The sequence below is a fragment of the Aquabacter sp. DMC10 genome, assembly GCF_056314145.1.
The window spans coordinates 41,965-63,126 of sequence record NZ_JBQUYX010000005.1 but is presented as its reverse complement, the minus strand read 5'-3'; the positions used below and the strand labels follow the sequence as shown (position 1 = coordinate 63,126).

Here is a 21,162-nt window from a genome sequence, read left to right as displayed (position 1 = left end):
TCCTCATTGGGGCTGGAACGCGGGATGCCATTGCAGGAAAGTCCGCTCCAACAGGCGGGCGGCGCTGTCCGCCAGCTTGCCCAAGAGCGCGTAGATGAGGATGGAGAGCACGACCACGTCGATCAGCAGGAATTCCCTGGCCTGCATGGCCATGTAGCCAAGGCCTGAGGTCGCCGAGATGGTCTCCGCAACGATCAGCGTCAGCCACATGATGCCAAGCGCATAGCGCAGTCCCACGAAAATCGAGGGCAGTGCACCCGGCAGGATGACCCGCCAGAACAGCTCCGCATTGGACATGCCATAGGTGCGGCCCATCTCTATGAGCTGGGGGTCGACCGTGCGGATGCCGTGCAAGGTATTGATGTAGATGGGAAAGAATACACCGAGCGCGACCAGGAACAGCTTGGCTTCCTCGTCAATCCCGAACCACAGGATTACCAGCGGGATGAGCGCGAGATGGGGGATGTTGCGCACCATCTGGAGCGTGGTGTCGGACAGCCGCCGGCTGAGGTCCGAGAGGCCGTTGCCGAGCCCAAGGACAAAGCCGATGGACCCGCCAATGGCGAAACCGACCAGCGCCCGCCAGGCTGACACATAGATGTGGCCGAAGATCTCACCCGTGCGGACCATCTTCCAAAGCGCAGCAGCCACATTGGACGGAGCCGGGAGCACATTGGCAGGGATCTCGCCGAGCCGCGCCGCCGCCTCCCAGCCGGCGAGGAGCAGAAGCGGCAGGAGCCAGCCGATGCCGTCCCGCGCCGCCCGTTTCAGGGCCGCGCTCACGAGGCCACCTTCAGGCGCGAGCCGCCATGGGCGCCAACAGCAAATTCATTGGCAACTTGCCGGTTGAACGTGCCATTTTGGCCAAGGCTCAGGGCCGGGAACAGGAGCTCGGCCACGCGGTAAGCCTCTTCCAGGTGGGGATAGCCGGAGCCGATCACCGTATCGATGCCCAGGTCCTGGTATTCCAGCAGCCGTTCGGCCACTTGTTCCGGCGTGCCCACCAGCGCCGTCCCCGCGCCGGTGCGGACAAGGCCGATGCCCGCCCAAAGATTGGGCGACACCACCAGGCGATCCCGCCGCCCGCCGTGAAGGGCGCTCATGCGGCGCTGGCCGACCGAGTCCATTTCCTTCTCGAAGCGCGCCTGGGCGCGGGTGATCTGGTCATCGCAGATGCGGCTGATGAGCCGGTCCGCCGCCGCCCACGCCTCGTCCTCGGTCTCGCGCACGATGAAGTGGAGGCGGATGCCGAAGCGGACCGAGCGACCACGCGCGGCCGCCTTCGCCCGCACCTGGGCGATCTTCTCCCGCACTTGGGCGGGAGGCTCGCCCCAGGTGAGATAGAGATCGGTAAGATCCACGGCCAGATCCTGCCCCGCCTCGGAAGAGCCGCCGAAATACAGCGGCGGGCGCGGCCGCTGCACCGGGGCGAAGTCCAGACGCCCTCCCTCGATGCGATAATAGGCGCCCTCGAAATTGACCGTCTCGCCGGACACGAGGCGCTCCCAGATCTTCAGGAACTCGGAAGCCTGGGCATAGCGCTCGTCGTGGGACAGGAAGAGGCCGTCGCCGGCGAGCTCCGTCGGGTTGCCGCCCACCACCACGTTGAGCAGGAGCCGGCCATTGCTGAGGCGATCGAGAGCTGCCGTCTGGCGGGCGGCGAAGGCAGGCGTGGTCACGCCCGGCCTCAGCGCGACCAGGAAGCGCAGCCGCTCCGTCACCGTGGCAAGGCCGGCGGCGGTGATCCAGCTGTCCTCGCAGGCCTGACCGGTGGGCAGCAGCACGCCTTGATACCCAAGCCGGTCAACGGCCTGAGCCACCTGCTTGAAATAGCCGAATTCCGGCGGCCGCTGCTGGGCTTCGGACCCCAGATAGGAGCCATCGCCATGGGTGGGAATGAACCAGAAGAAATTGATGGGATCGCAGGCCATGTCAGCCTCCAGGGTGCGAATGTGCGGGATCAGCTTTGGGGGCGGACCCAGACGGCGTCCTTCACGACAATGGCGCGCGGGATCAGGCCGAGCTTGTAGAAACGATCGGCGGTCTGCTGCTGGCCGGCGATCACCGCCTCGGAAAGAGGAAAGATGCCGAATTCCGCGCGGGCCGCGGCGCGGGTCTGGGCGGCAATGTCGACGCCGGTCACTTCGGAGAGCACCTTGGCCACGTCCTGGCGATTGGCATCCGCCCAGGCCGCACTCTGCTTCAGGGCCTCCTCCGCCTTGAGGACAATGCTCGGGTGGGCATTGGCGAAGGTCTTGTTGGCAAGGAAGTAGGTGTTGACCTTCAGCTCGTCCTTGGTGGTCGTGAGCACCCGGGGAGAATGGCGCAGCTCGGCAATGGCGAAGAACGGGTCCCAGATGGACCAGGCGTCGATCTTGCCGCTTGAGAAGGCGGCGGCGGCGTCCGCCGGGCTGAGATAGACGGGCGTGATGTCGGAGAAGGGCACCCCCGCCCGCTCCAGCGCGGCCACCAGGAGGTTGTGCGCACTCGATCCCTTGGTGACGCCGACCTTTTTGCCTTTCAGCTCCGCCACGGAGGTGATGGGCGAGTCCGCCGGCACGAGGATGCCCTCGCCGGCTCCGTTGGACGGCAGGGCCGCCACATAGACCAGGTTGGCGCCTGCGGCCTGCGCGAAAATGGGGGGCGCATCCCCCGTCCAGCCCACATCCACGGCTCCGGCATTCAGCGCCTCAAGCAGTGGCGGGCCAGAGGGAAACTCGACCCAGCGTACGGCAATGCCCTGCGGGGCCAGCGCCTTTTCGATGAGCTGCTGCTGGCGCGTGATGACGGGAAGGCCGGCCTTCTGGAACCCGATGCGGAATTCCTTGGGGGGTGCCTCCTCCGCGGCGGCGGGCTGGAGGGTCAGGGCGCCAAGGGCGAGGGCGGCGATGGCCGCGAGACGAGACAAGCCAAGCATGGGAGAACCTCGGTCTAAAGGTCAGGAGCGGGCGGCAGGCCAGACGATGTCGGCCACATCGATCCGCTTGGGGATCAGGTTCAGGTCGAAGAAGGTGTCGGCGATGTCCTGCTGCTGGCGCACGATCTTCGGGGAGATGGGATTCAGTTCGATGGGATAGCGGCTGGTGGCGATCTTCTGCACGGGCAGCTCCACGCCGGTGACTTCGGCGGTCAGCTCGGCGAGGGCATCCCGGTTCGAGGCGGCCCAGGCGGTCACCTTGCGCAATTCCTCAAGGACCGCCTTAAGCACCTGGGGAGAGCGGGTGGCCGTGGTGCGGTTGGCCAGGTAGAAGGTGTGGCTCTCCAGCCCGTCGGGCGTGCTGATGAGCGGGCGGGCGCCGTGGCGCACCTCGGCAATGGCGTAATAGGGGTCCCACACGGTCCAGCCATCGACCCGGCCGGACGAGAAGGCGGCCACCGCATCGGCCGGGGTAAGATAGACCGGGGTGATGTCCGAGAAGGACAGGCCGAAGCGCTTCAGTGCCTGCACGGTGAAGTTCTGCGCCGACGAGCCTTTCGCGATGGCGACCTTCTTGCCCTTCAACTCCGCCACGGACTGCAAGGGGGAGCCCTTGGGCACCAGCAGCGCGTTCTGGGTGGCCGGGGCGGCGGCCACATAGAGCAGGTTGGCCCCGGCCGCCTGGGCGAAAATGGGCGGCGTGTCGCCTACGGTGCCGATGTCCACGGAACCAGCGCCCAGGGCTTCCAGGAGGGGCGGGCCGAACTGGAATTCCACCCAGCGCACATTTTCGACACCCAGCGCCTTCAGCCGGGTTTCCAGCACCTGCTGCCGGCGGGCGGCCACCAGGATGCCGCTGGATTTCTGGTAGCCCACATTGAATTCCCGCGGCACCGCCGTCGACTGCGAGAATGCGCGCGGGGCGGCGAGCGTGAGGGCCGAGGCGCCAAGCGCGCCTTTCAGGAATGTCCGCTTGTTCATCATGGCTGCGTCTCCTTTCCGCTCATGCCACGCGGCGGGCGACGGTCGCGCGCGCAGGGCGTTCCAACGCTGCTTCCAGTTCCTGGGCGGCCTGGAGCACCCGCGCCTTGAGGTCGGGGTCGGCCAGGGCGCCGTCGGAGAAATCCCGCTCGCCGGCATAGATGGCCGTGGGCAGCGTGAGCGCGGCGAAGAAGGCGAACAGGGGCCGCAGCTGATGCTCGACCACCAGGGCATGGCGGTGTCCCCCGCCGGTGGCGGTGATGACCACGGGCTTGCCCGCCAGGGCCGCCGGCTCGACGAAGTCGATCACATGCTTGAACAGGCCCGCATAGGAACCCTTGTAGACCGGGGAGCCGATGATGAGCGCGTCCGCCTGCTCGATCGCCTCGATGATGGCGCGCGCTTCCGGCGGCAGATCCGCGCGGCGAGATGCGCCGAGCCCGGGGCCGGCATCCACCAGGTCATAGATCTCCAACCGATGGGGCCGAAGGTTTGCCAAGGCAGAGCCCACCGTTTCCACCAGCGCGCGGGTGCGGGAGGGACGGTGCGTGTTGCCGGAGAAACCGACGATCCGCAGGGGCTCGCTGCCCTTGGAAGCGGGTTGAACAAACGAAATGGACATGAAGTCTCCTCCGCCGGGAGCACCGGCGCTGATCGCAAACCTGAGAAAGCTGAGGGGGTGGGCAGTGCGCGGCGGTCAGCGCCGGGCTGCACTGCCCTTCCTACAGGCCCGCCGCTGCGGAGCGATCTTGGTCATCTGGCTGCGCTTCCGTTCCGATGAGCATCGGGCGGCCCGTCACTAGGCCAGCACCTCTCCCCGGACGATTGCAGCGTGCCCGTGCGCTGTCAATGGTTTGATGATTAAATCTATCGACAAAAAGAATATGATGGCGCCGCGCGGGACCTGGCTCCTTCGCCCATCCGCCGCAGATCGCGGCACAAATGGGCAAAGTGTCGCGCAATGCGACAAGAACGGCGCCAGCAACACCGGCATGGTCCGCGCGTCATTGACGCAGCCGGAGGACCCCATGCCCACCGCCACCGCCACGCCAGGCAAGTCCTTGATCGCCCCCGACAACCATCTGCTCATCATGATCGACTTCCAGTCGCAGATGTCGTTCGCGACCAAGTCCATCGACGCGGTGAACCTGCGCAACAACGCCGCGCTCGTGGCCCGCGCCGCGGCCGGCTTCAAGGTCCCGACCATTCTGACCACGGTTGCCGAGAAGAGCTTCTCCGGCCCCATGTTCTCCGCAATCACGGAGGCCTTCCCCGGACAGGCCCTGCTCGACCGCACCTCCATGAACACCTGGGAGGATGCTGCCGTCATCGCCGAGATCAATCGCATCGGCCGGGGCCGCGTGGTTCTGTCGGGCCTTTGGACCGGCGTTTGCATCGTTGGCCCGGCCCTCTCGGCCATCGACCAGGGCTTCGAGGTCTATGTGATCGCCGATGCCTGCGGCGACGTGTCGGACGAGGCCCATGACCGGGCCATGGACCGCATGGTCCAGGCCGGCGCCCGCCCCATGACCTCTCTCCAATACCTGCTGGAACTGCAGCGCGATTGGGCGAGGGGAGAGACTTACGATCTGACCACCGGCATCGCCAAGACTTATGGCGGCGCTTACGGGCTCGGCATCATCTACGCCAAGACCATGTTTGGCGTTTCCGAAGGCCACTGACCCCTCTTAGGGGCGTTCCGGCGGCGTCTGCGCCTTTCTGCCTCGGCCATGCGCCGGCGCGCACGGCATGGACGACGGCCGGACGCTCCCCCCTCGCCTTTCCCTCCCTGCTTGAAGATGGAGTTCCCCATGCCCACCGTGACCACAAAGGACGGCGTCGACATCTTCTTCAAGGACTGGGGTCCCAAGGACGCCCAGCCCATCATGTTCCACCATGGCTGGCCGCTCTCGGCGGATGACTGGGACGCGCAGGTTATGTTTTTCGTGAACCACGGCTTCCGTGTGGTGGCCCATGACCGGCGCGGCCATGGCCGCTCCTCGCAGGTCAGCGACGGCCACGACATGGACCATTACGCCGCCGACGCGGCTGCCGTGACCGAGCTTCTGGACCTGCGCAATGCTGTCCACATCGGCCATTCCACCGGCGGCGGCGAGGCGCTGCATTACACGGTGAAACATGGCCAGGGCCGGGTGGCCAAGCTGGTCCTGATCGGCGCGGTGCCGCCGATCATGCTGAAGACTGAAGCCAATCCCGGCGGCCTGCCCATGGAAGTGTTCGACGGCTTTCGCAGCGCCCTTGCCGCGAACCGCGCCCAGTTCTTTCTGGACGTGCCCACCGGTCCCTTCTTCGGCTTCAACCGGCCCGGCGCGACGGTGTCCCAGGGCGCCATCTGGAACTGGTGGCGGCAGGGCATGATGGGCGGAGCCAAGGCCCATTACGACGGCATCAAGGCCTTCTCCGAGACCGACTTCACCGAGGACCTGAAGGCCTGCGACGTGCCCACCCTGGTGATGCATGGCGACGACGATCAGATCGTTCCGATCGCCGACAGCGCCCTTCTCTCGGCCAAGCTGCTCAAGCACGGCACGCTCAAGGTGTATGAGGGCTATCCCCACGGCATGTGCACCACCAATCCCGATGTGATCAACGCCGACCTCCTGGCCTTCATCAAGGCCTGACGCAGCGGCCGCCGGGCGTCCCAGGGGCATTCGGCGGCGCTCTGGCGGGACGTGACGCCATGAAGCTTTATCTTGCATCGCTCGGGGCCGGCTTGCTGGTGGGGGTGATCTATTCTCTTTTGCATGTGCGGTCCCCGGCGCCCCCTGTCGTGGCGCTCCTGGGCCTGTTCGGCATATTGGTGGGCGAGCAGATCATCCCGGTCGCGCGACACCTGCTGAACGGTGACAGCCTGCGCACCGCCATCGGTCTGGCGGATTGCTCCCGCCACGTGCTGGGCCAATTGCCGGGCCGCGCGGATCGCACCGATGCCAAGGCGCCGGACGGCCCATTGCCTCCGGCGTCCTGAACCCTGATCGAAGACACTGCGGAAGGATGGTCCATGAGCGCCACGGCCGACCTCATTCTCATCAACGGGAAGATCACCACCCTCGACCGCACAAATCCCGAGGTGGAAGCCGTGGCCGTTTCCGACGGCCGGATCCGCTTCGCCGGGCCGGCGCAAGACGCCATGCGGTTCGCCGATGCCCATACGCAGGTGATCGATGCGGGCGGCCGCCGGATCATTCCGGGCCTTATCGATAGCCACATGCACATCATTCGCGGCGGGTTGAACTATAATATGGAGTTGCGGTGGGACGGGGTGCGCTCGCTTGCCGACGGCATGGAAATGCTCAAGCGCCAGGTGGCAGTGACCCCACCGCCCCAATGGGTGCGCGTGGTGGGCGGGTTCACCGAGCATCAGTTCGCCGAGAAGCGCCTTCCCACCATCGACGAACTGAACGCCGTGGCGCCCGACACGCCGGTCTTCATCCTTCACCTTTATGACCGGGCGCTCCTGAATGCCGCGGCCTTGCGGGTGGTGGGCTATACGAAGGACACGCCCAACCCGCCCGGCGGCGAGATCATGCGCGATGCCGCCGGCAATCCCACCGGCCTGCTCCTCGCCAAGCCCAACGCCACCATTCTCTATGCGACGCTCGCCCGCGGGCCGAAACTGCCGCCCGATTATCAGAAGAACTCCACCCGCCATTTCATGCGCGAGGTGAACCGCCTGGGCGTGACGTCGGTGATCGATGCGGGGGGCGGCTTCCAAAACTATCCCGATGACTATGCTATCATCGAGGAACTGCACCGGGAGGGTCACCTCACCGTCCGTATCGCCTACAATCTCTTCACCCAGAAGCCCAAGGCGGAACTGGCGGACTTTGCCGGCTGGTCCAAGACCGTGACGCCCGGCCAGGGCGACGATGTCTATCGCCACAACGGCGCGGGCGAGATGCTGGTCTATTCGGCCGCCGACTTCGAGGATTTCCAGGTGGAGCGGCCGGACCTGCCCGCTGCCATGGAAGGCGAGTTGGAGCCGGTGGTGCGGCTGCTCGCCGAGAACCGCTGGCCCTTCCGCCTGCACGCGACCTATGACGAGACCATCTCCCGGGCGCTGGACGTGTTCGAGGCCGTCAATCGCGACGTGCCCCTCGCGGGCCTCAACTGGTTCTTCGATCACGCGGAAACCATCACCGACCGCAACATCGACCGCATCGCGGCGCTGGGCGGCGGCATCGCCGTGCAGCACCGCATGGCCTATCAGGGCGAATATTTCGTGGATCGCTACGGCGCCCGCGCGGCGGAGCACACCCCGCCCATCCGCCGCATGCTGGAGGCGGGCCTGCCGGTGGGCGCGGGCACGGATGCCACCCGTGTCGCCTCCTACAATCCCTGGGTGTCGCTCTCCTGGCTGGTGACCGGGCGCACGTTGGGCGGCCTTGCCCTCTACCCGCCGTCCAACCGGCTCGATCGCGAGGCGGCGTTGCGCCTCTGGACGGAGGCCAATACCTGGTTCTCCAGCGAGCCCGGCAAGAAGGGGCAGGTGAAGGTGGGCCAGCTGGCGGATCTGGTGGTGCTGTCGGATGATTATTTCAGCGTCCCGGAAGATGCCATCCAGGACATCACCTCCGTCCTGACTTTGCTCGGCGGGGTTCCGGTCCATGGCGCGGGCGACTTCGGGCCGCTCGCCCCTCCCCTTCCCCCCGCCATGCCCGATTGGTCTCCCGTGCGCACTTTCGGGGGCTATCAAGCCCGGCCTGAAAAGCGCGAGGGGGCCTATCGCTTCGCGGCCGCCTGCGGCTGCGCCAGCCCCTGCGGCGTGCACGGCCACGCCCATGCCGGGGCCTGGACATCATCGCTTCCGGTGGGCGACCTCAGGGGCTTTTTCGGCGCGCTCGGGTGCGCTTGCTGGGCCGTCTAAACGAGCCGATAGGAGGGCGCCCCATGACGGATCCGGCTCCAGCCCCGACGGGGAGTGCGTTCGCACCCCTGCGCCGCCGCGTCTTTGCGGTGCTTTGGATCGCCACCGTCCTCGGCAATGTGGGCAGCTTCATGCGCGATGTGGCGAGCGCATGGCTTGTCACGGACATGTCGGCCTCGCCCGCGGCGGTCGCCGCCGTGCAGGCGGCCGCCCTGCTCCCCGTCTTCATCCTGGCCATGCCGGCCGGGGTGCTGTCCGACATTCTGGACCGCCGGCGCCTGCTGATTGCCATCCAGTTCGGGCTCGCCTGCGTCAGCGGAACCCTGCTGGTGCTGGCCTACACCGGACTGATGACCATATCTTCCCTGATTGCCCTGACCTTCCTCGGCGGCGTCGGGGCGGCGCTCACCGCGCCCAGCTGGCAGTCCATCGTGCCCGAACTGGTGCCCCGAAGCGAATTGAAGAGCGCCGTTGCGCTCAATTCCCTTGGCATCAACATTGCCCGCGCCATCGGGCCGGCGGCAGGGGGCGTTCTGCTGGCCGTGTTCGGCGCCGCCGCCACCTATGGCGTCGATGTCGCCAGCTACATAGTCGTCATTCTCGCCCTGTGCTGGTGGCGTCGGCCGGCCAGTGCCGAGGACGCGCTGGATGAGCGCTTCACCGGCGCCTTCCGGGCGGGCCTGCGCTATGCCCGTTCAAGCCGCGAGTTGCATGTGGTGCGGCTGCGGGCATTTTTCTTCTTCGCTTTCGCAAGTGCCGTCTGGGCCCTCCTGCCGCTGGTTGCCCGTGAATTGCTGAAGGGGGATGCGGCCTTCTACGGCCTGCTGCTCGGCTCGGTGGGGGCGGGCGCTATCGGCGGCGCGCTGGTTCTGCCGCGCCTGCGCGATCGGCTCAGCGCGGACGGGCTGGTGCTGGCCGCCTCCCTCCTCACGGCGGCCGCCAGCGCGAGCCTCGCACTCGCGCCGCCCCAGTGGCTGGCGGTGCCCATTCTGCTGGTGATGGGCGGTGCATGGATTATCGCCCTGACGACGTTGAACGCCACCGCGCAGGCCATCCTGCCCAACTGGGTGCGTGGCCGGGCGCTGGCCATCTATCTTACGGTGTTCAATGGCGCCATGGCCGGCGGCAGCCTGGGCTGGGGTCTGGTGGCGCAGGTCACGGGCCTGCAGGTGGCGCTCGGCCTCGCCGCCGTGGGTCTGGCCATCGTGGGCGTCGTCCTGCATCGGGTCGCGCTGCCGAAAGGGGAAGCGGACCTCACCCCCTCGCTCCACTGGCCCGAGCCCGCACTGGCGGAGCCGGTGGCGAACGACCGGGGGCCGGTGCTCATCCTGATCGAATACCGGATCCGGCCGGAAGACCGTCACGCCTTCTTGCGCGCGCTGCACCGCCTGTCGGCCGCCCGCAGGCGCGATGGCGCCTATGCCTGGGGTGTCACCGAGGATGCAGCCGATCCCGAAACCATCGTGGAATGGTTCCTGGTGGAATCCTGGGCCGAGCATCTGCGCCAGCATCGCCGGGTCTCCCACGCCGATGCGGATGTGCAGGAGGCCGCCCGCGCCTTCGACCGGTCGGAGGGCGGTCCAAAAGTGCGCCATTTCCTCGCCTTGTCCGGCGCGCGCCTCTGAGGCGGCGGTTCAGGCCGCTGTTCCACCCGAGCCGACGCGGATGCACCCCGAGAGCCAACGCCGGTCATCCGCCGCGGGAATGCATGCGATGCGGTGCAGCAGTTCTTCCTGCCGGAGCGCGAGGAATTCCCCGTGGGTCTCCGGTGCCTGCGCCAGGGCACCCAAGGCGGACGCCTGGAGGGCCAGGGCCCCCTGGCCCCCGGCCAGCCCGTAGGCCCGATCCAGGTCGTGGAGGCCTTGCTGGCGCAGCTGGCGGTCGGAACGGCAGAGGTACAGCTGACCGCGCACGCGATGCAGCTCCGGCAACCACCAGCCGTTGCCGGTGCGATTGCAGTCGGCGATGGCCGCATCGATCCGTGGGATGCCATCCGCCGCATCCCCGTTCCGGCCCAAGGCCTCCGCCAACACCGTCTCGAACCAGGGCAGCTGCAGCATCAAGTGGTCCTGGCGCAGGCCGTCCAGCATGCGCGCGAAGGCGCGCGGGTCACCGCTGCCGCCGAGGACGGCGATGGCCAGACTGATGCAGGCGGCGGCCTTGCGCCGGGCGGAGAGGCCCAACAGATCGGCCGCACGTTGGAGTTCCCGAGCCTGCTCCGCCGCCTCCTCCAGGCGTCCCTGGAAGCAGAGGAGCGGGATCATCACCTCGTTCAGGGCCCAGCAATAATAAAGGCCGTGCTCCGGCGCCCGCAGTTCCGGCGCGCTCAGGTCGAACAGCGCGTGGGCCTCAGAGAACCGTCCCTGGAGCCAATAGCATTGCATGAGAAAGACGTTCGAGAAGCTGCCGGGGCAGCTGCCAATGCGCATGTAGCGGCCCAAGCGGAGCCGTGCTTCCGCGGACAACACCTTTTTCAGATGTCGCTCCGCCTGTGTCTGGTCCCCATGCAAGGTGGAGGCGATGGCGATGGACTGGTCTGCCACTTGCCACCCGCCGGTGTCGGGAGCCTCGTGATCGCCCCACCGCATCAGCTCCGCGCAGGCAATGGCCTGATTGATGTCGCCGCGATAGATCCAGAACCAGAACAGGGCTGACAAGACGAGAAAGAGATAGCCCCCGGCGCTTGCCCCCTCTGCGAGCGTCCGCGCCCGGATCAAAGCGTGGAGGCTCGCGTCCACCGGCCCCCGCGTGCCCAGCATGGCGGCGCCCTGATAGGCGAGCAGGCGCATCTCCGCGAGCCGGGCCTGCGGGCCGACGCCTCGCGCGGCGAGCGGCTGAATGCGGGTGCACCAATCTTCGCAATCCTGGAGCAGGGACAATTGCATGAAGACGGGCGCGGCCGCCTGCGCCAGTTCAACCGCTAGGGGCGCGTGCGCTTCTTCGGAAAGGGTCCAGCGCAAGGCCGCGCGAAGATTGTCGAGGTTGGGATATTGCGGCCCGAACCAGGCGGCCGCCTCCTCCGGCGCGCCCTCGATCCCCGCGCCGGCGAGGCGACGCATCAGGTCCGCGGCGTGCCGGGCGGCCACAATGCTGTGTTCATCATGCGCGGCCAACTGCAGGAGCGCGTAATGGCGGGTCGTGTCGGCCATGCGATAGAGGGCATGGCCACGGCCGGTCTCGAGGCTAACGAGGGACTTCTCCACCAGGGATGACAGGGCGCGCGCCACCGCTTCACGTGGCAGGTCCGCGAAGGCCACCATGTCCATGGCGGCGGGCAAGGCGACCCCGCCCTCGAAGATGGCGAGCCGGCGGAACACCGTCCGGTCCTCCTCCGCCAAGAGGTCGTGGCTCCAGTCCAGTGTCGCCCGCATGGTGAGGTGTCGCGGCTCGGCCGTGCGCGGTCCCAGTCCCCATCCTTCCTCTCCATGGTCGATCAGCGCGAGGAGATCAGCCGGGGAGAAGGCGAGCATCTGGGAGGCCGCCAGTTCGAGCGCGAGCGGAATGCCGTCAAGGCGTCGGCACAGATCGGCGATCACCCGCGCATTGTCGGGCCCAAGCACCAGAGGAGCGCCCGCAGAATGGGCGCGGGCCAGGAACAGCTGGACCGCCGGAGAGTCCGCGGCTGCGTCCAGGGAGAGGTCCGCGCCATCCGCCGGTGTCGGCAGGGGCGCAAGCCGCACCACGCATTCCCGCCGGGTGCGCAACCGCTCGCGGCTGGTGGCCAGAATGGTGATGCCGGGCAAGGCCTCGGTGATGCGCTCGGCCATGCGCGCGGCCCCATCAAGCACCCGCTCGCAGCAATCCAGAACCAGCAGGGCACGCCGGTCCCGAAGACTCATGAGAATGGAGGGGACCGGATCGCCTGCATTGCCACCGGAACCGAGCGCCGTAGCGATGGCGCGGGGCACCAGCAAGGGGTCGCCCACATAGGCAAGGTCGATCCAGGCTATACCGTCGGGAAATGCGGCGACGGCGGATTGAACCACGGCCTTCGCCACCGTCGTCTTGCCAATGCCTCCGCTGCCGACCAGCGCGACAACCCGCTCGGTCTGCAGCGCCTCCAGCACCGTCTTTACCGCGTCGGCGCGGCCGAAGACGCCGTGATCCGAGACGGGCGGTGGCTTGGAAAGTGCGACAGCCGGGGTCCCCAGCCGAGGTGGTGGCGCAGCGATGCGCTTGACGGGGGCGACGAAGCTGTAGCCCTGCCCGGCAACATTGGCGATGTACCTGGGGCCGGTCTGGGTCTCGCCCAGCCATTTGCGCAAAAGCCCGATCTGGGTGCGCAGATTGCCTTCGCTGACCGCCATGCCGTTCCAGACCGTGGCGATCAGGTAGCGCTTGTCGAGAACCGCCCCATCCGCATCTGCCAGTGCGATGAGAAGGTCGAGGGCCCGATCACCCACACCCACCGGCTGGCCGTCCCGCAAGAGGAGCCGCTGCCCCATCTTCAGCTCGAACGGACCGAATGTGAGGGCGTCGGCGGACGGCCGCTCGGCCGATGGTTTCCCTGCCTGATGGATCATGCGCGCCTCCGCATCAGGCCCGCCGAAGCTTGGCTGCCGGGACATGGTCGCACGCCGGTTCACAATTGACAAAAATTGATTCCGCCCGCGCCGGGTCCGCGTCCATCATGACTGAACAGACATCGTTGAAGGGGTGGTTGGGTTTGTTTTTACCTTCCCACCATCTCCATGAAACTCTTCCAAAACATGAGGTGCCACTTCGGTTTTGACAGCTTTTTGCCCAATGCGGACCGGAACGACGGGGCTTTCGCGGATGAATGCAGAAAACACTTTTGCCGACGCCCGGTTTTACGGTGATCGCTTTGCGCAAAAATGTGCCCTCCCTTTGAGCCGGCTCATCTGGGAGAGCGAGCGAGATGGACGTCTGGTTCTTGCAGCCACCCATGTGACGTGCCCCCACATCCATCGCGATCCCTTTAAGCCAACGCCCCACGAGGACGGGTTTAGCATTATATGCCTGAGACGGCCCTTGGCGCTCTACACCCGCACTCTAGCCGGCCGTCGGGCCTTTGAGGGGCCCTGCCCCGCCGGGGCCGTCACTGTCCTCGACCTCACGCAGTCCGCGCAGACAACGGTCCAAGGTCCCATTGATGCAATGCAACTCTATGTGACCCGCACCATGCTCGATGGCTTTGCCGATGCCCAGGGCCATTCCCGGTTCGAGCAGGTGGTGGTGGAGCGTGAATCGTCTGATCCGGTTATGAGTCACCTGACCAATCTGCTGATCGCTTGCGCGCCTTATGCGGCCTCCACCGACCGTCTGGTGACGGACCAGATCAGCCTCGGACTGCTCGCCCACTTTGCCCATCGCTATGCGGGAATTCGCAAGCGCGATGCAGCCACCGGCGGCCTTGCTCCCTGGCAGGAGCGCCGCGCGCGGGAGTTGATCGAAGAGCGCCTTGCGGAGGGCATCAGCATCGCCGACCTGGCGAGCGCCTGCCGCCTCTCGCGTAGCCACTTCACTCGGGCGTTTCGGCAGACCCTGGGGGAGGGACCGCACCATTTCTTGACCGGGCGTCGGTTGGCCCGCGCCAAGTCCCTGATCCGGGGCACGGATCTTCCGCTGGCGGAGATCGCGGGTCTGTGCGGGTTTTCAGATCAGAGCCATTTCACGCGCACCTTCACGCGCCTCGTTGGCCTCTCGCCGCGCCTCTGGCAAAGGCAAAGCGGCGAGCCGCCGGAGGGGATGGACGCGGTTGCCGGGTCGGAGGCTCGCATTCTCGAGGTGGCGTAGGGCGCCCAGCGAGCACGCGTCTCGATGGGATTTCAACCTGACCGCCCAGGCCCCAAAGCTTGGGAGGAGCCCATGGCGCGGGAGGGCGCCATGGGCTTGGGCTTTATCGGTTGGCCTTTAGGCCGGCTGCTTCCAGAGCCAGATATTGGCGGGTGACCTCGGGCAGATGCTGCTCCAGCCAGGCCGCCATTTCCTCTTCTTCCGCAAGGCTCTGCTGCAGCAACGGCACCGCCGCCGCAAAGCCGCCGGTCTCGGCGATGGTGATGAGGGAGCGGTAGGCCGCGATTTCATAATTCTCGAAGGCGAAATCCGCGAAGGCGTTCTTCAGGATCTCGTCGTCGGCCATGGTGTGGCCGAGCGCCGCCATATTGCCCATGAAGGAGGCAGCTGTGTCCTTCAGCGTGGACTGGCTTTCTCCAAGCCCCTCCAGAATGTCCTGAAGCCGGCGCGCCTGCACCTCGGTCTCCGAGACATGTGTGCGCAAGCGAGCGGCCAGATCGGGGTAGCTCTCCAGCCGATCCAGCTGGCGGTTCATGATGGACAAAGCTTCGGTCTCGACGGCATGCGCATTGCGCAGCCCGACAGCGAAAATGTCGCGGATGGTATCGTCTCCCAAGGGTCGCTCCTGTTCGCTGGCATTTGTCTTAGCGCCGGCACGAAGGGTGCCTGACCCTCCTGCCTCGACTTATCAACGTCCAGGACACACCTTGGTTCGTATTATTCGAATTCCTTTCGGGTATTTCTTCATGCGCGGAACGGAGTATTGCGGCGCCGGAAAGCTGCGCTGTAGTCCTTTCAGATACACGTACTCCCGATACGGCTATGCTTGAAAGGGTATAGTATTTTCGGGCGCACTCGGAGCGCGTCGCCCCCTGAGCGCGTCGCCCCCTCTCCCCCCCGCGCATCTCCGCCCGGCAGGTTTCCGCCGGGCGGAGATGCGGATCAGGCCGTCGCGGGCGCGTGGTTGCGGGCGACGACGGGCACCTGAGGCGTCTCGTCCACATGGAGGCTGAACAGGTCGGGCCGGGCGTAATGGCCGACCGGATCGAAATCGAGCTTGGCGCCCAGAATGTGGTCGAGGTCGATCTCGGCGGTGAGGATGCCTTCCTCGTCCACAAGCGGCCCCGCGAGGATCTCGCCCAAGGGACCGACAATTATCGAGCGGCCATGCATCATCCATTCGTCGGGCGCGGCCTCGATGCGGCTGGCATAATCGTCCGGGAAGTCGGAGCGGCGCATCACCTGGCAGGCGCCGATGACGAAGCAGCGGCCCTCCATGGCCACATGGCGCATGGTGGAGATCCAGCTCTCGCGGTCATCCGCGGTGGGCGCGGCCCAGATCTGGACGCCCTTGGCATAATAGGCCGCGCGCATCAGGGGCATGTAGTGCTCCCAGCAGATGGCGCCGCCCATACGGCCATAGGGGGTGTCCACCACGGTGAGGGTCGAGCCATCACCAAAACCCCACACCAGACGCTCGGAGCCGGTGGGCATCACCTTGCGATGCTTGCCCAGAAGGCCCTGCGGGCCGAGATAGAGCGCCGTGCAATAAAGCGTGCCGCCATCCCGCTCCATTACGCCGACCACCGCATGAATGTCGTGGGCGGCACAAGCCGCCACCAACTGATCCACCTCAGGACCGGGCACGGTGATGGCGCCGCGCACATAGCGGGCAAAGTCCGCCCGCCCCTCCCCCGTGCGGCGGCCGATGCTGCAGCCGAAGTCGAGGCCCTTGGGATAGCCGCCGATGAAGGCTTCCGGGAACACGGCGATCTTGGCGCCGGTGGCTGCGGCCTCGGCGATCAGCGCCACCGTGCGAGCGGTGGCGGCGGGACCGTCAAAGGGAATGGTTGCGGCCTGGACCGCGGCGACCTTGACCTTGGACATGGACTTCATCCCTTGGGTTGTGCCTGGCTTTCGCCGCCCGGAACGGGCCAGAGCGGACGCGGCAGGTCGAAGAGATCCCGCGTGCGGGCATAGGCGGAGGGGCCGTGCATGCGCCCCACCAGATCGAGGGCGCCGGCATCCACGCGGGGGCGCTCGGGATCGCCGGTGAGGACGGATTGGACATAGTGCGCATGGAGCACCTCGCCCACCGCCAGCCATTGCCCTGGCCCCGTCTCCAGCATGTGCAGCAGCCGGCATTCCAGCGCCACGGGCGAGGCGGCGATCCGCGGCGGGCGTATGGCGAGGCTCGGCACCGTGGCAAGGCCGGCCAGAACCGTCTCGTCCACCTCCGGCGGAGCTTCCACGCAGGTGGCGTTCATGGCCTCCACCAGCGCGTAGGGCACCAGGTTCACGACGAATTCGCCGGTTGCGGAAATGTTGGCCGCCGTATCCTTGGGCTGCCCCGGACGAGCCAGGATGCCCAGCGCCACCACCGGCCGGTCGGCACCGAACAGGTTGAAGAAGGAATAGGGCGCGGCATTCACCGCGCCATCCGCGCTGCAGGTGACCACCCAGGCCACGGGGCGGGGCATGATGGTGGAGGCGAGCAAACGATAGCGCGCCTCCGGCGGCAGGATGGAAAAATCGAAATGCCGGGTGGCGCTCTGCGGGCCGGTTTCGGGGGCGAGGCCCCACGCCGCACCGGCGGGTTCTGGGACGGCTGAGGGCCTCTCCAAAAGCGCCCCGTCGGCATGTGCCGGAATGCTGGTCATGATGGTCCTGCTGCGCGACCGCCGGGCGGCGGCGCGGCTGGGGCGGCGCGCCGGAACGCGCCGCTGGTCGGGGGAGGATGGCGCGCCGGTCAGGCGCGCAGGATCTTCACGCTCTTGACGTCGAAATTCAGCGCCGCCGCTTCCTTGTCCGCAGCCGTTGCGATGGCGGTGTTGATGAATTTCGGCACGTCGGGCAGGCGGGGCAGGAGCTTGGCGTCCACGCCCCACTTGGCCAGCGCCTCCATTTGCGCGATCTGCTCGGGCGAGAGGGTGGCGCGGATGTCGGAGAAGGACTTGGCGCTCCAGGCCGGGTCGTAGCTGGACGCCTTCTGAAGCACCGGCTCGGGGATGTTCTTGGCGGGCTCCAAGGTGCGGAACCAGCCATTCACCAGGTCATTGTTCTGTGCGGCGAAGAACAGCGCCTCGGAATTGGCGATGAGCAGGCGCTTCAGCACATCCGGCTTCTGCTGGAGGAAGCGGTTGTTGGCGGCGAGCACGATGACCGGCGTCACGTTCTGCGAGATGACCTGCGCGGCGCCGGTGCTTTCGAAATAGCTGACGAACGGATCATAGGAGAAGAAGGCGTCGATGCGCTGGGCACCCACCGCGTCCGCCAGTTCGGCCGGCCCCACATTGACGAAGGTCACGTCCTTGCCGGGCACGAGGCCGGCTTTGAGCACCGCGTCCTGGGCATTCTGGAAGGCGGTGATGCCAAAGGTGCCGTAGACCTGCTTGCCCTTGAGGTCCGCAAGGCTCGTGATGCCCGACTTCTTGGTGGCCAGCACCGCCGAGCGGAAGCGGGCCTGCGAGGCAACCGTGGTCACCGGAGCGCCGATGGCCATGGTGGTCACGGCGGCAAAGTCCGAGAGCGTGCCCACATCGCCGGCACCCGAGACCAGGGCCTCGGTGATGGCGGGAGAGGCGGCCAGCTGGATCATCTCCATCTTCAGGCCGTTGCGGGCCGCAATGTCCGTGCGCATCAGGACATGGGCGATCTGGGCCGACACGGTGGTCGTGTTGAACCAGCACATGCGGACCACATCGCCCTCCTGGGCGCGCAGAACCGAGGGCATCGCCAGCGGGAGGGAGGCGGCAAGGCCAGCGGCGAGCTGGCCGAAGCGGCGGCGCGAAATTCCTGAGGTCACGGTCTATTCCCCTTTCTGCCATTCCGGCTTGAGCGTCTCCCACAGGTCATTGACCGTGGAGACGAACCATGGGTCGGACCGCATCTCGGCCGTCCGCGGCCGCGGGAGCGGCACCAGCACCTCCTCGCGCACCCGGCCCGGGCGCGGGCTCATCACCACCACGCGGTCGGCCAGGAAGACCGCCTCATCGATGCCGTGGGTCACGAAAATCACCGTCTTGCCGGCCTCGGAGGAGATGCGGGCGATCTCCTCCTGCAACAGCACGCGGGTCTGGGCATCGAGCGCGCCGAACGGCTCGTCCATGAGCAGGATGTCCGGATCGGGGGCCAGCGCCCGGGCGATGGCGGCGCGCTGCTTCATGCCACCGGACATCTGGTGGGGATATTTGTCCTCGAAGCCGTTCAGCCGCACCATGGCGATGAGGGCGCGGGCGATCTCGGCCCGCTGAGCCTTCGGCATGCCCTTGGCCTTCAGGCCGAATTCCACGTTCTGCTGCACCGTCATCCAGCCGAACAGGGCATAGTCCTGGAACACCACCGTGCGCGAGGGGCCGGGGCGGGTGATGGGCCGGCCATCCTGGAGCAATTGCCCGCTGCTGGCCGACTGGAAGCCGGCGATGATGCCAAGCAGTGTGGACTTGCCGCAGCCGGAGGGGCCGAGCAGCGAGATGAATTCGCCGCGCCGGATGCGCAGGTTTACACCGTCAAGCGCGACCACCGCATGGTCGGAGGCGGTGCCGCCATAGACCTTTCCCACATTGCGGATGTCGATCTGGATATCGGCCGGCGCGGGCTGAGGTGCGAGGGAGGAGACGTCGGCGGGCAGGCGAGCGAGGGCGACCATGGCGTTCTCCTCAATTGCGCTCGGAGGGAGCCCAGGCGTTCACACGCCGCTCGATCCGTTCGAGAATGACGGACATGGCGAAGCCCACGAGGCCAATCGTGACCATGCCGGCCACCACATTGTTGATCTGGAACAGCATGCGGGACTGCTGGATCAGGTAGCCAAGGCCCGTCTGGGCGGCGATCAGCTCGGCGGTGACCACGCACATCCAGCCGACGCCGAGCGCGATGCGAAGGCCCGGCAGGATGATGGGCAACGAGGCGGGGATCAGCACGTCCCAGAACAATTGCCAGGGCTTGGCGCCGAGGCAGAGGGCGGCATTCATCTGGTTGCGGTCGAGCCCGCGCACCGCCGTATAGGTGGCGACGAAGGCCGGGAAGACGGCGCCCAGGAACACCAGGAAGTAGGACGCCGCGTCGCCGAGGCCGAACCACAGAATGGTGATGGGGATCCAGGCGAGCGGCGGGATGGGGCGGAGCGCCTCGATGACCGGGCGCACGAAGTCCGACACCGGCCGCCACCAGCCGCAGATGAGGCCAAGGGCGAGGCCGACAATGCAGGCGAGGAAGAAGCCCACCGCCACGCGCTGGAGGCTGGCCGCCAGGTGGACCCAAAGCGAGCCATCCATCGCCATCTCCCACAGGGCCTGCGCCACGGCCACCGGCGAGGGCAGAAGGAAGCCGTCCACCAGCCCCAGCCCGCACACCGCCTGCCAGAAGCCGAAGAAGGCAGCGAGGCCGAGCCCGGCGCGCACCGAACGGTTGGCGAGGAGCCGGGACAAGGGCGGGAAGCGTCGCGCCGGCCTGCTCGCGGCAGGCTGGGCGGCCAGTGCGCCCGCATTGGCTTCTGCTTCCATCGGCAACCTCCTTTGCGTGATGGCCCGGCGCACCTCAGCGACCGGGTGACCCAGACGCTATTATTGTCGGCAAATTCCGTCAATTCGATTCAGGCTTTGAATTGAGCAGTTATCGCGCATTCAGAGGCGTTTTTTCACGCAATGCAGCAATTTATCGCCCACTATTTGGGCGTCGCCATATTTTTCTATCGGCTAAAACCGACGATAGACGGCGCGGGGAAGATCGGACATTCTCCCCGCATTGGGGGATGTGGCGTGACGACCGACATTGAAGAAAAGCTGGCCCGGATCGGCATCACCGGGACGCTCTACAAGCTCTATCTCACGGCCGTTGGCCTTGGAGGCGCATCGGTCACGGAGGTCGCCGCCAAGGCAGGCCTTGCCCGCACCACCGCCCATGACGCCCTCGCCAAGCTGGAGGCCGAGGGCCTCATCCGCTTCGTGGACCACGGCAAAAGGCGCTTCGTGGTGGCGCAGGATCCCGGCGTGCTGCTGGAGCGCATCGAGGCGCGCCGCCAGATGATCGAGGACGTGATGCCGGTGCTGCGCTCCATGTATCACCATGAGAGCGGCCAGCCGAACGTGCGCTTTCATCCCGGTCCGGAGGGCATCCGCACCACCTTGTGGGACACGCTGAACAGCGGCCACAAAGTCCTGCGGGCCACCTTATCCATGAAGGAGCTGATGGCCGAACCGGGGCTGGAGGAGATGGAGCGCTATCTCAACGAGCGCGCGCGCCGGGGCATCTGGCTGCATGTGATCCGCTCGGCGGAGCGGGACATCGTGCCCATCTGGCCCTCCAGCCGGGAGCACTGCCGCGAGCTGCGCTATGCCCCGGCCGAGCATACCCTCGCGATGACGTGCTTCATCTATGGGCACAAGGTGGCGCTGATTTCTTCGGCGCGGGAAAGCTACGGCATGATTATCGACAGCGCCGAGTTTGCCGCCTTCCAGGCCTCCATGTTCGATGCCATGTGGAGCCTGAGCACCCCCTCCCCGGCTCTACCGTGAGCGGGCCGGCCCCTTGTTGACGGCGAAGGAGGCCGCCTTTTAGCTGGCGCACAGAAGCCGCGTGCAAAAGGTGCGCGGCCGCATGACCTGCGAGCCCTCCCATG

Annotated in this window: 19 protein-coding genes; 7 read left to right on the top strand and 12 right to left on the bottom strand. The window is 66.8% G+C overall.

What is annotated here, in order from left to right:
• Positions 1 to 3: 3 nt before the first annotated feature.
• From ssuC to msuE, 5 genes are read right to left on the bottom strand one after another with little or no spacing between them, the layout of a single operon-like run.
• Positions 4 to 783: an aliphatic sulfonate ABC transporter permease SsuC gene (gene ssuC / locus ACT54L_RS14850; protein ID WP_476086414.1), complete on the bottom strand. Its 780-nt coding sequence runs from the start codon at positions 781 to 783 to the stop codon at positions 4 to 6.
• Complete coding sequence (gene ssuD / locus ACT54L_RS14845) at positions 780 to 1,931, bottom strand: FMNH2-dependent alkanesulfonate monooxygenase (RefSeq protein ID WP_476086413.1); 1,152 nt, start codon at positions 1,929 to 1,931, stop codon at positions 780 to 782. Before ssuD ends, ssuC begins: the two co-directional genes overlap by 4 nt.
• A 29-nt stretch (positions 1,932 to 1,960) precedes the next feature.
• Positions 1,961 to 2,917, bottom strand: a complete 957-nt coding sequence (locus tag ACT54L_RS14840; RefSeq protein ID WP_476086412.1) for a sulfonate ABC transporter substrate-binding protein — start codon at positions 2,915 to 2,917, stop codon at positions 1,961 to 1,963.
• Between the two features lie 21 nt (positions 2,918 to 2,938).
• Positions 2,939 to 3,901: an aliphatic sulfonate ABC transporter substrate-binding protein gene (locus ACT54L_RS14835; RefSeq protein WP_476086411.1), complete on the bottom strand. Its 963-nt coding sequence runs from the start codon at positions 3,899 to 3,901 to the stop codon at positions 2,939 to 2,941.
• A gap of 19 nt (positions 3,902 to 3,920) precedes the next feature.
• Positions 3,921 to 4,520, bottom strand: a complete 600-nt coding sequence (gene msuE / locus ACT54L_RS14830; RefSeq protein WP_476086410.1) for an FMN reductase — start codon at positions 4,518 to 4,520, stop codon at positions 3,921 to 3,923.
• A gap of 406 nt (positions 4,521 to 4,926) precedes the next feature.
• Here msuE and ACT54L_RS14825 point away from each other — a divergent pair, with 406 nt between their 5' ends.
• From ACT54L_RS14825 to ACT54L_RS14805, 5 genes are all read left to right on the top strand, one after another.
• The gene (locus tag ACT54L_RS14825; protein ID WP_476086409.1) at positions 4,927 to 5,580 is read left to right on the top strand and encodes a hydrolase; all 654 of its coding nucleotides are present in this window, start codon (positions 4,927 to 4,929) and stop codon (positions 5,578 to 5,580) included.
• A gap of 129 nt (positions 5,581 to 5,709) precedes the next feature.
• Positions 5,710 to 6,540: an alpha/beta fold hydrolase gene (locus tag ACT54L_RS14820; RefSeq protein ID WP_476086408.1), complete on the top strand. Its 831-nt coding sequence runs from the start codon at positions 5,710 to 5,712 to the stop codon at positions 6,538 to 6,540.
• Positions 6,541 to 6,599: 59 nt separating this feature from the next.
• Entirely contained in the window at positions 6,600 to 6,887 is a 288-nt protein-coding gene (locus tag ACT54L_RS14815) for a XapX domain-containing protein (protein ID WP_476086407.1), read from the top strand.
• A 33-nt stretch (positions 6,888 to 6,920) separates the two neighbouring features.
• The gene (locus ACT54L_RS14810) at positions 6,921 to 8,786 is read left to right on the top strand and encodes an amidohydrolase (RefSeq protein WP_476086406.1); all 1,866 of its coding nucleotides are present in this window, start codon (positions 6,921 to 6,923) and stop codon (positions 8,784 to 8,786) included.
• A gap of 23 nt (positions 8,787 to 8,809) precedes the next feature.
• Positions 8,810 to 10,411, top strand: coding sequence for an MFS transporter (locus tag ACT54L_RS14805; protein WP_476086405.1), 1,602 nt, complete (start codon positions 8,810 to 8,812; stop codon positions 10,409 to 10,411).
• A gap of 9 nt (positions 10,412 to 10,420) precedes the next feature.
• Here the strand turns inward: ACT54L_RS14805 and ACT54L_RS14800 are convergent, their stop codons facing one another.
• Positions 10,421 to 13,309, bottom strand: a complete 2,889-nt coding sequence (locus ACT54L_RS14800; RefSeq protein WP_476086404.1) for an ATP-binding protein — start codon at positions 13,307 to 13,309, stop codon at positions 10,421 to 10,423.
• A gap of 253 nt (positions 13,310 to 13,562) precedes the next feature.
• Here ACT54L_RS14800 and ACT54L_RS14795 point away from each other — a divergent pair, with 253 nt between their 5' ends.
• Positions 13,563 to 14,543 carry a helix-turn-helix domain-containing protein gene (locus tag ACT54L_RS14795; protein ID WP_476086403.1) on the top strand — a complete coding sequence of 327 codons (981 nt, stop codon included), beginning with the start codon at positions 13,563 to 13,565 and terminating at the stop codon, positions 14,541 to 14,543.
• 103 nt (positions 14,544 to 14,646) lie between these two features.
• Here ACT54L_RS14795 and ACT54L_RS14790 read toward each other — a convergent pair whose 3' ends face one another.
• The 6 genes from ACT54L_RS14790 to ACT54L_RS14765 all read right to left on the bottom strand — a co-directional run bounded on the left by ACT54L_RS14790 (position 14,647) and on the right by ACT54L_RS14765 (position 20,047).
• On the bottom strand, positions 14,647 to 15,159 hold the full coding sequence (locus ACT54L_RS14790; protein ID WP_476086402.1) for a ferritin-like domain-containing protein: 513 nt from the start codon (positions 15,157 to 15,159) through the stop codon (positions 14,647 to 14,649).
• Between the two features lie 326 nt (positions 15,160 to 15,485).
• A complete protein-coding gene (locus ACT54L_RS14785) occupies positions 15,486 to 16,430 on the bottom strand; it encodes a carbon-nitrogen hydrolase family protein (RefSeq protein ID WP_476086401.1) in 945 nt (314 codons plus the stop codon).
• Positions 16,431 to 16,435: 5 nt separating this feature from the next.
• On the bottom strand, positions 16,436 to 17,203 hold the full coding sequence (locus tag ACT54L_RS14780; protein ID WP_476086400.1) for a flavin reductase family protein: 768 nt from the start codon (positions 17,201 to 17,203) through the stop codon (positions 16,436 to 16,438).
• Positions 17,204 to 17,292: 89 nt separating this feature from the next.
• Entirely contained in the window at positions 17,293 to 18,348 is a 1,056-nt protein-coding gene (locus ACT54L_RS14775) for an ABC transporter substrate-binding protein (protein WP_476086399.1), read from the bottom strand.
• 3 nt (positions 18,349 to 18,351) lie between these two features.
• Positions 18,352 to 19,191: an ABC transporter ATP-binding protein gene (locus ACT54L_RS14770; protein ID WP_476086398.1), complete on the bottom strand. Its 840-nt coding sequence runs from the start codon at positions 19,189 to 19,191 to the stop codon at positions 18,352 to 18,354.
• A 10-nt stretch (positions 19,192 to 19,201) separates the two neighbouring features.
• Positions 19,202 to 20,047 (bottom strand): ABC transporter permease, encoded by an 846-nt coding sequence (locus tag ACT54L_RS14765; RefSeq protein WP_476086397.1) that lies wholly within the window; start codon positions 20,045 to 20,047, stop codon positions 19,202 to 19,204.
• Positions 20,048 to 20,302: 255 nt separating this feature from the next.
• Between ACT54L_RS14765 and ACT54L_RS14760 the strand changes: the two genes are divergently transcribed.
• Entirely contained in the window at positions 20,303 to 21,058 is a 756-nt protein-coding gene (locus ACT54L_RS14760) for a TrmB family transcriptional regulator (protein ID WP_476086396.1), read from the top strand.
• Positions 21,059 to 21,162: the final 104 nt, after the last annotated feature.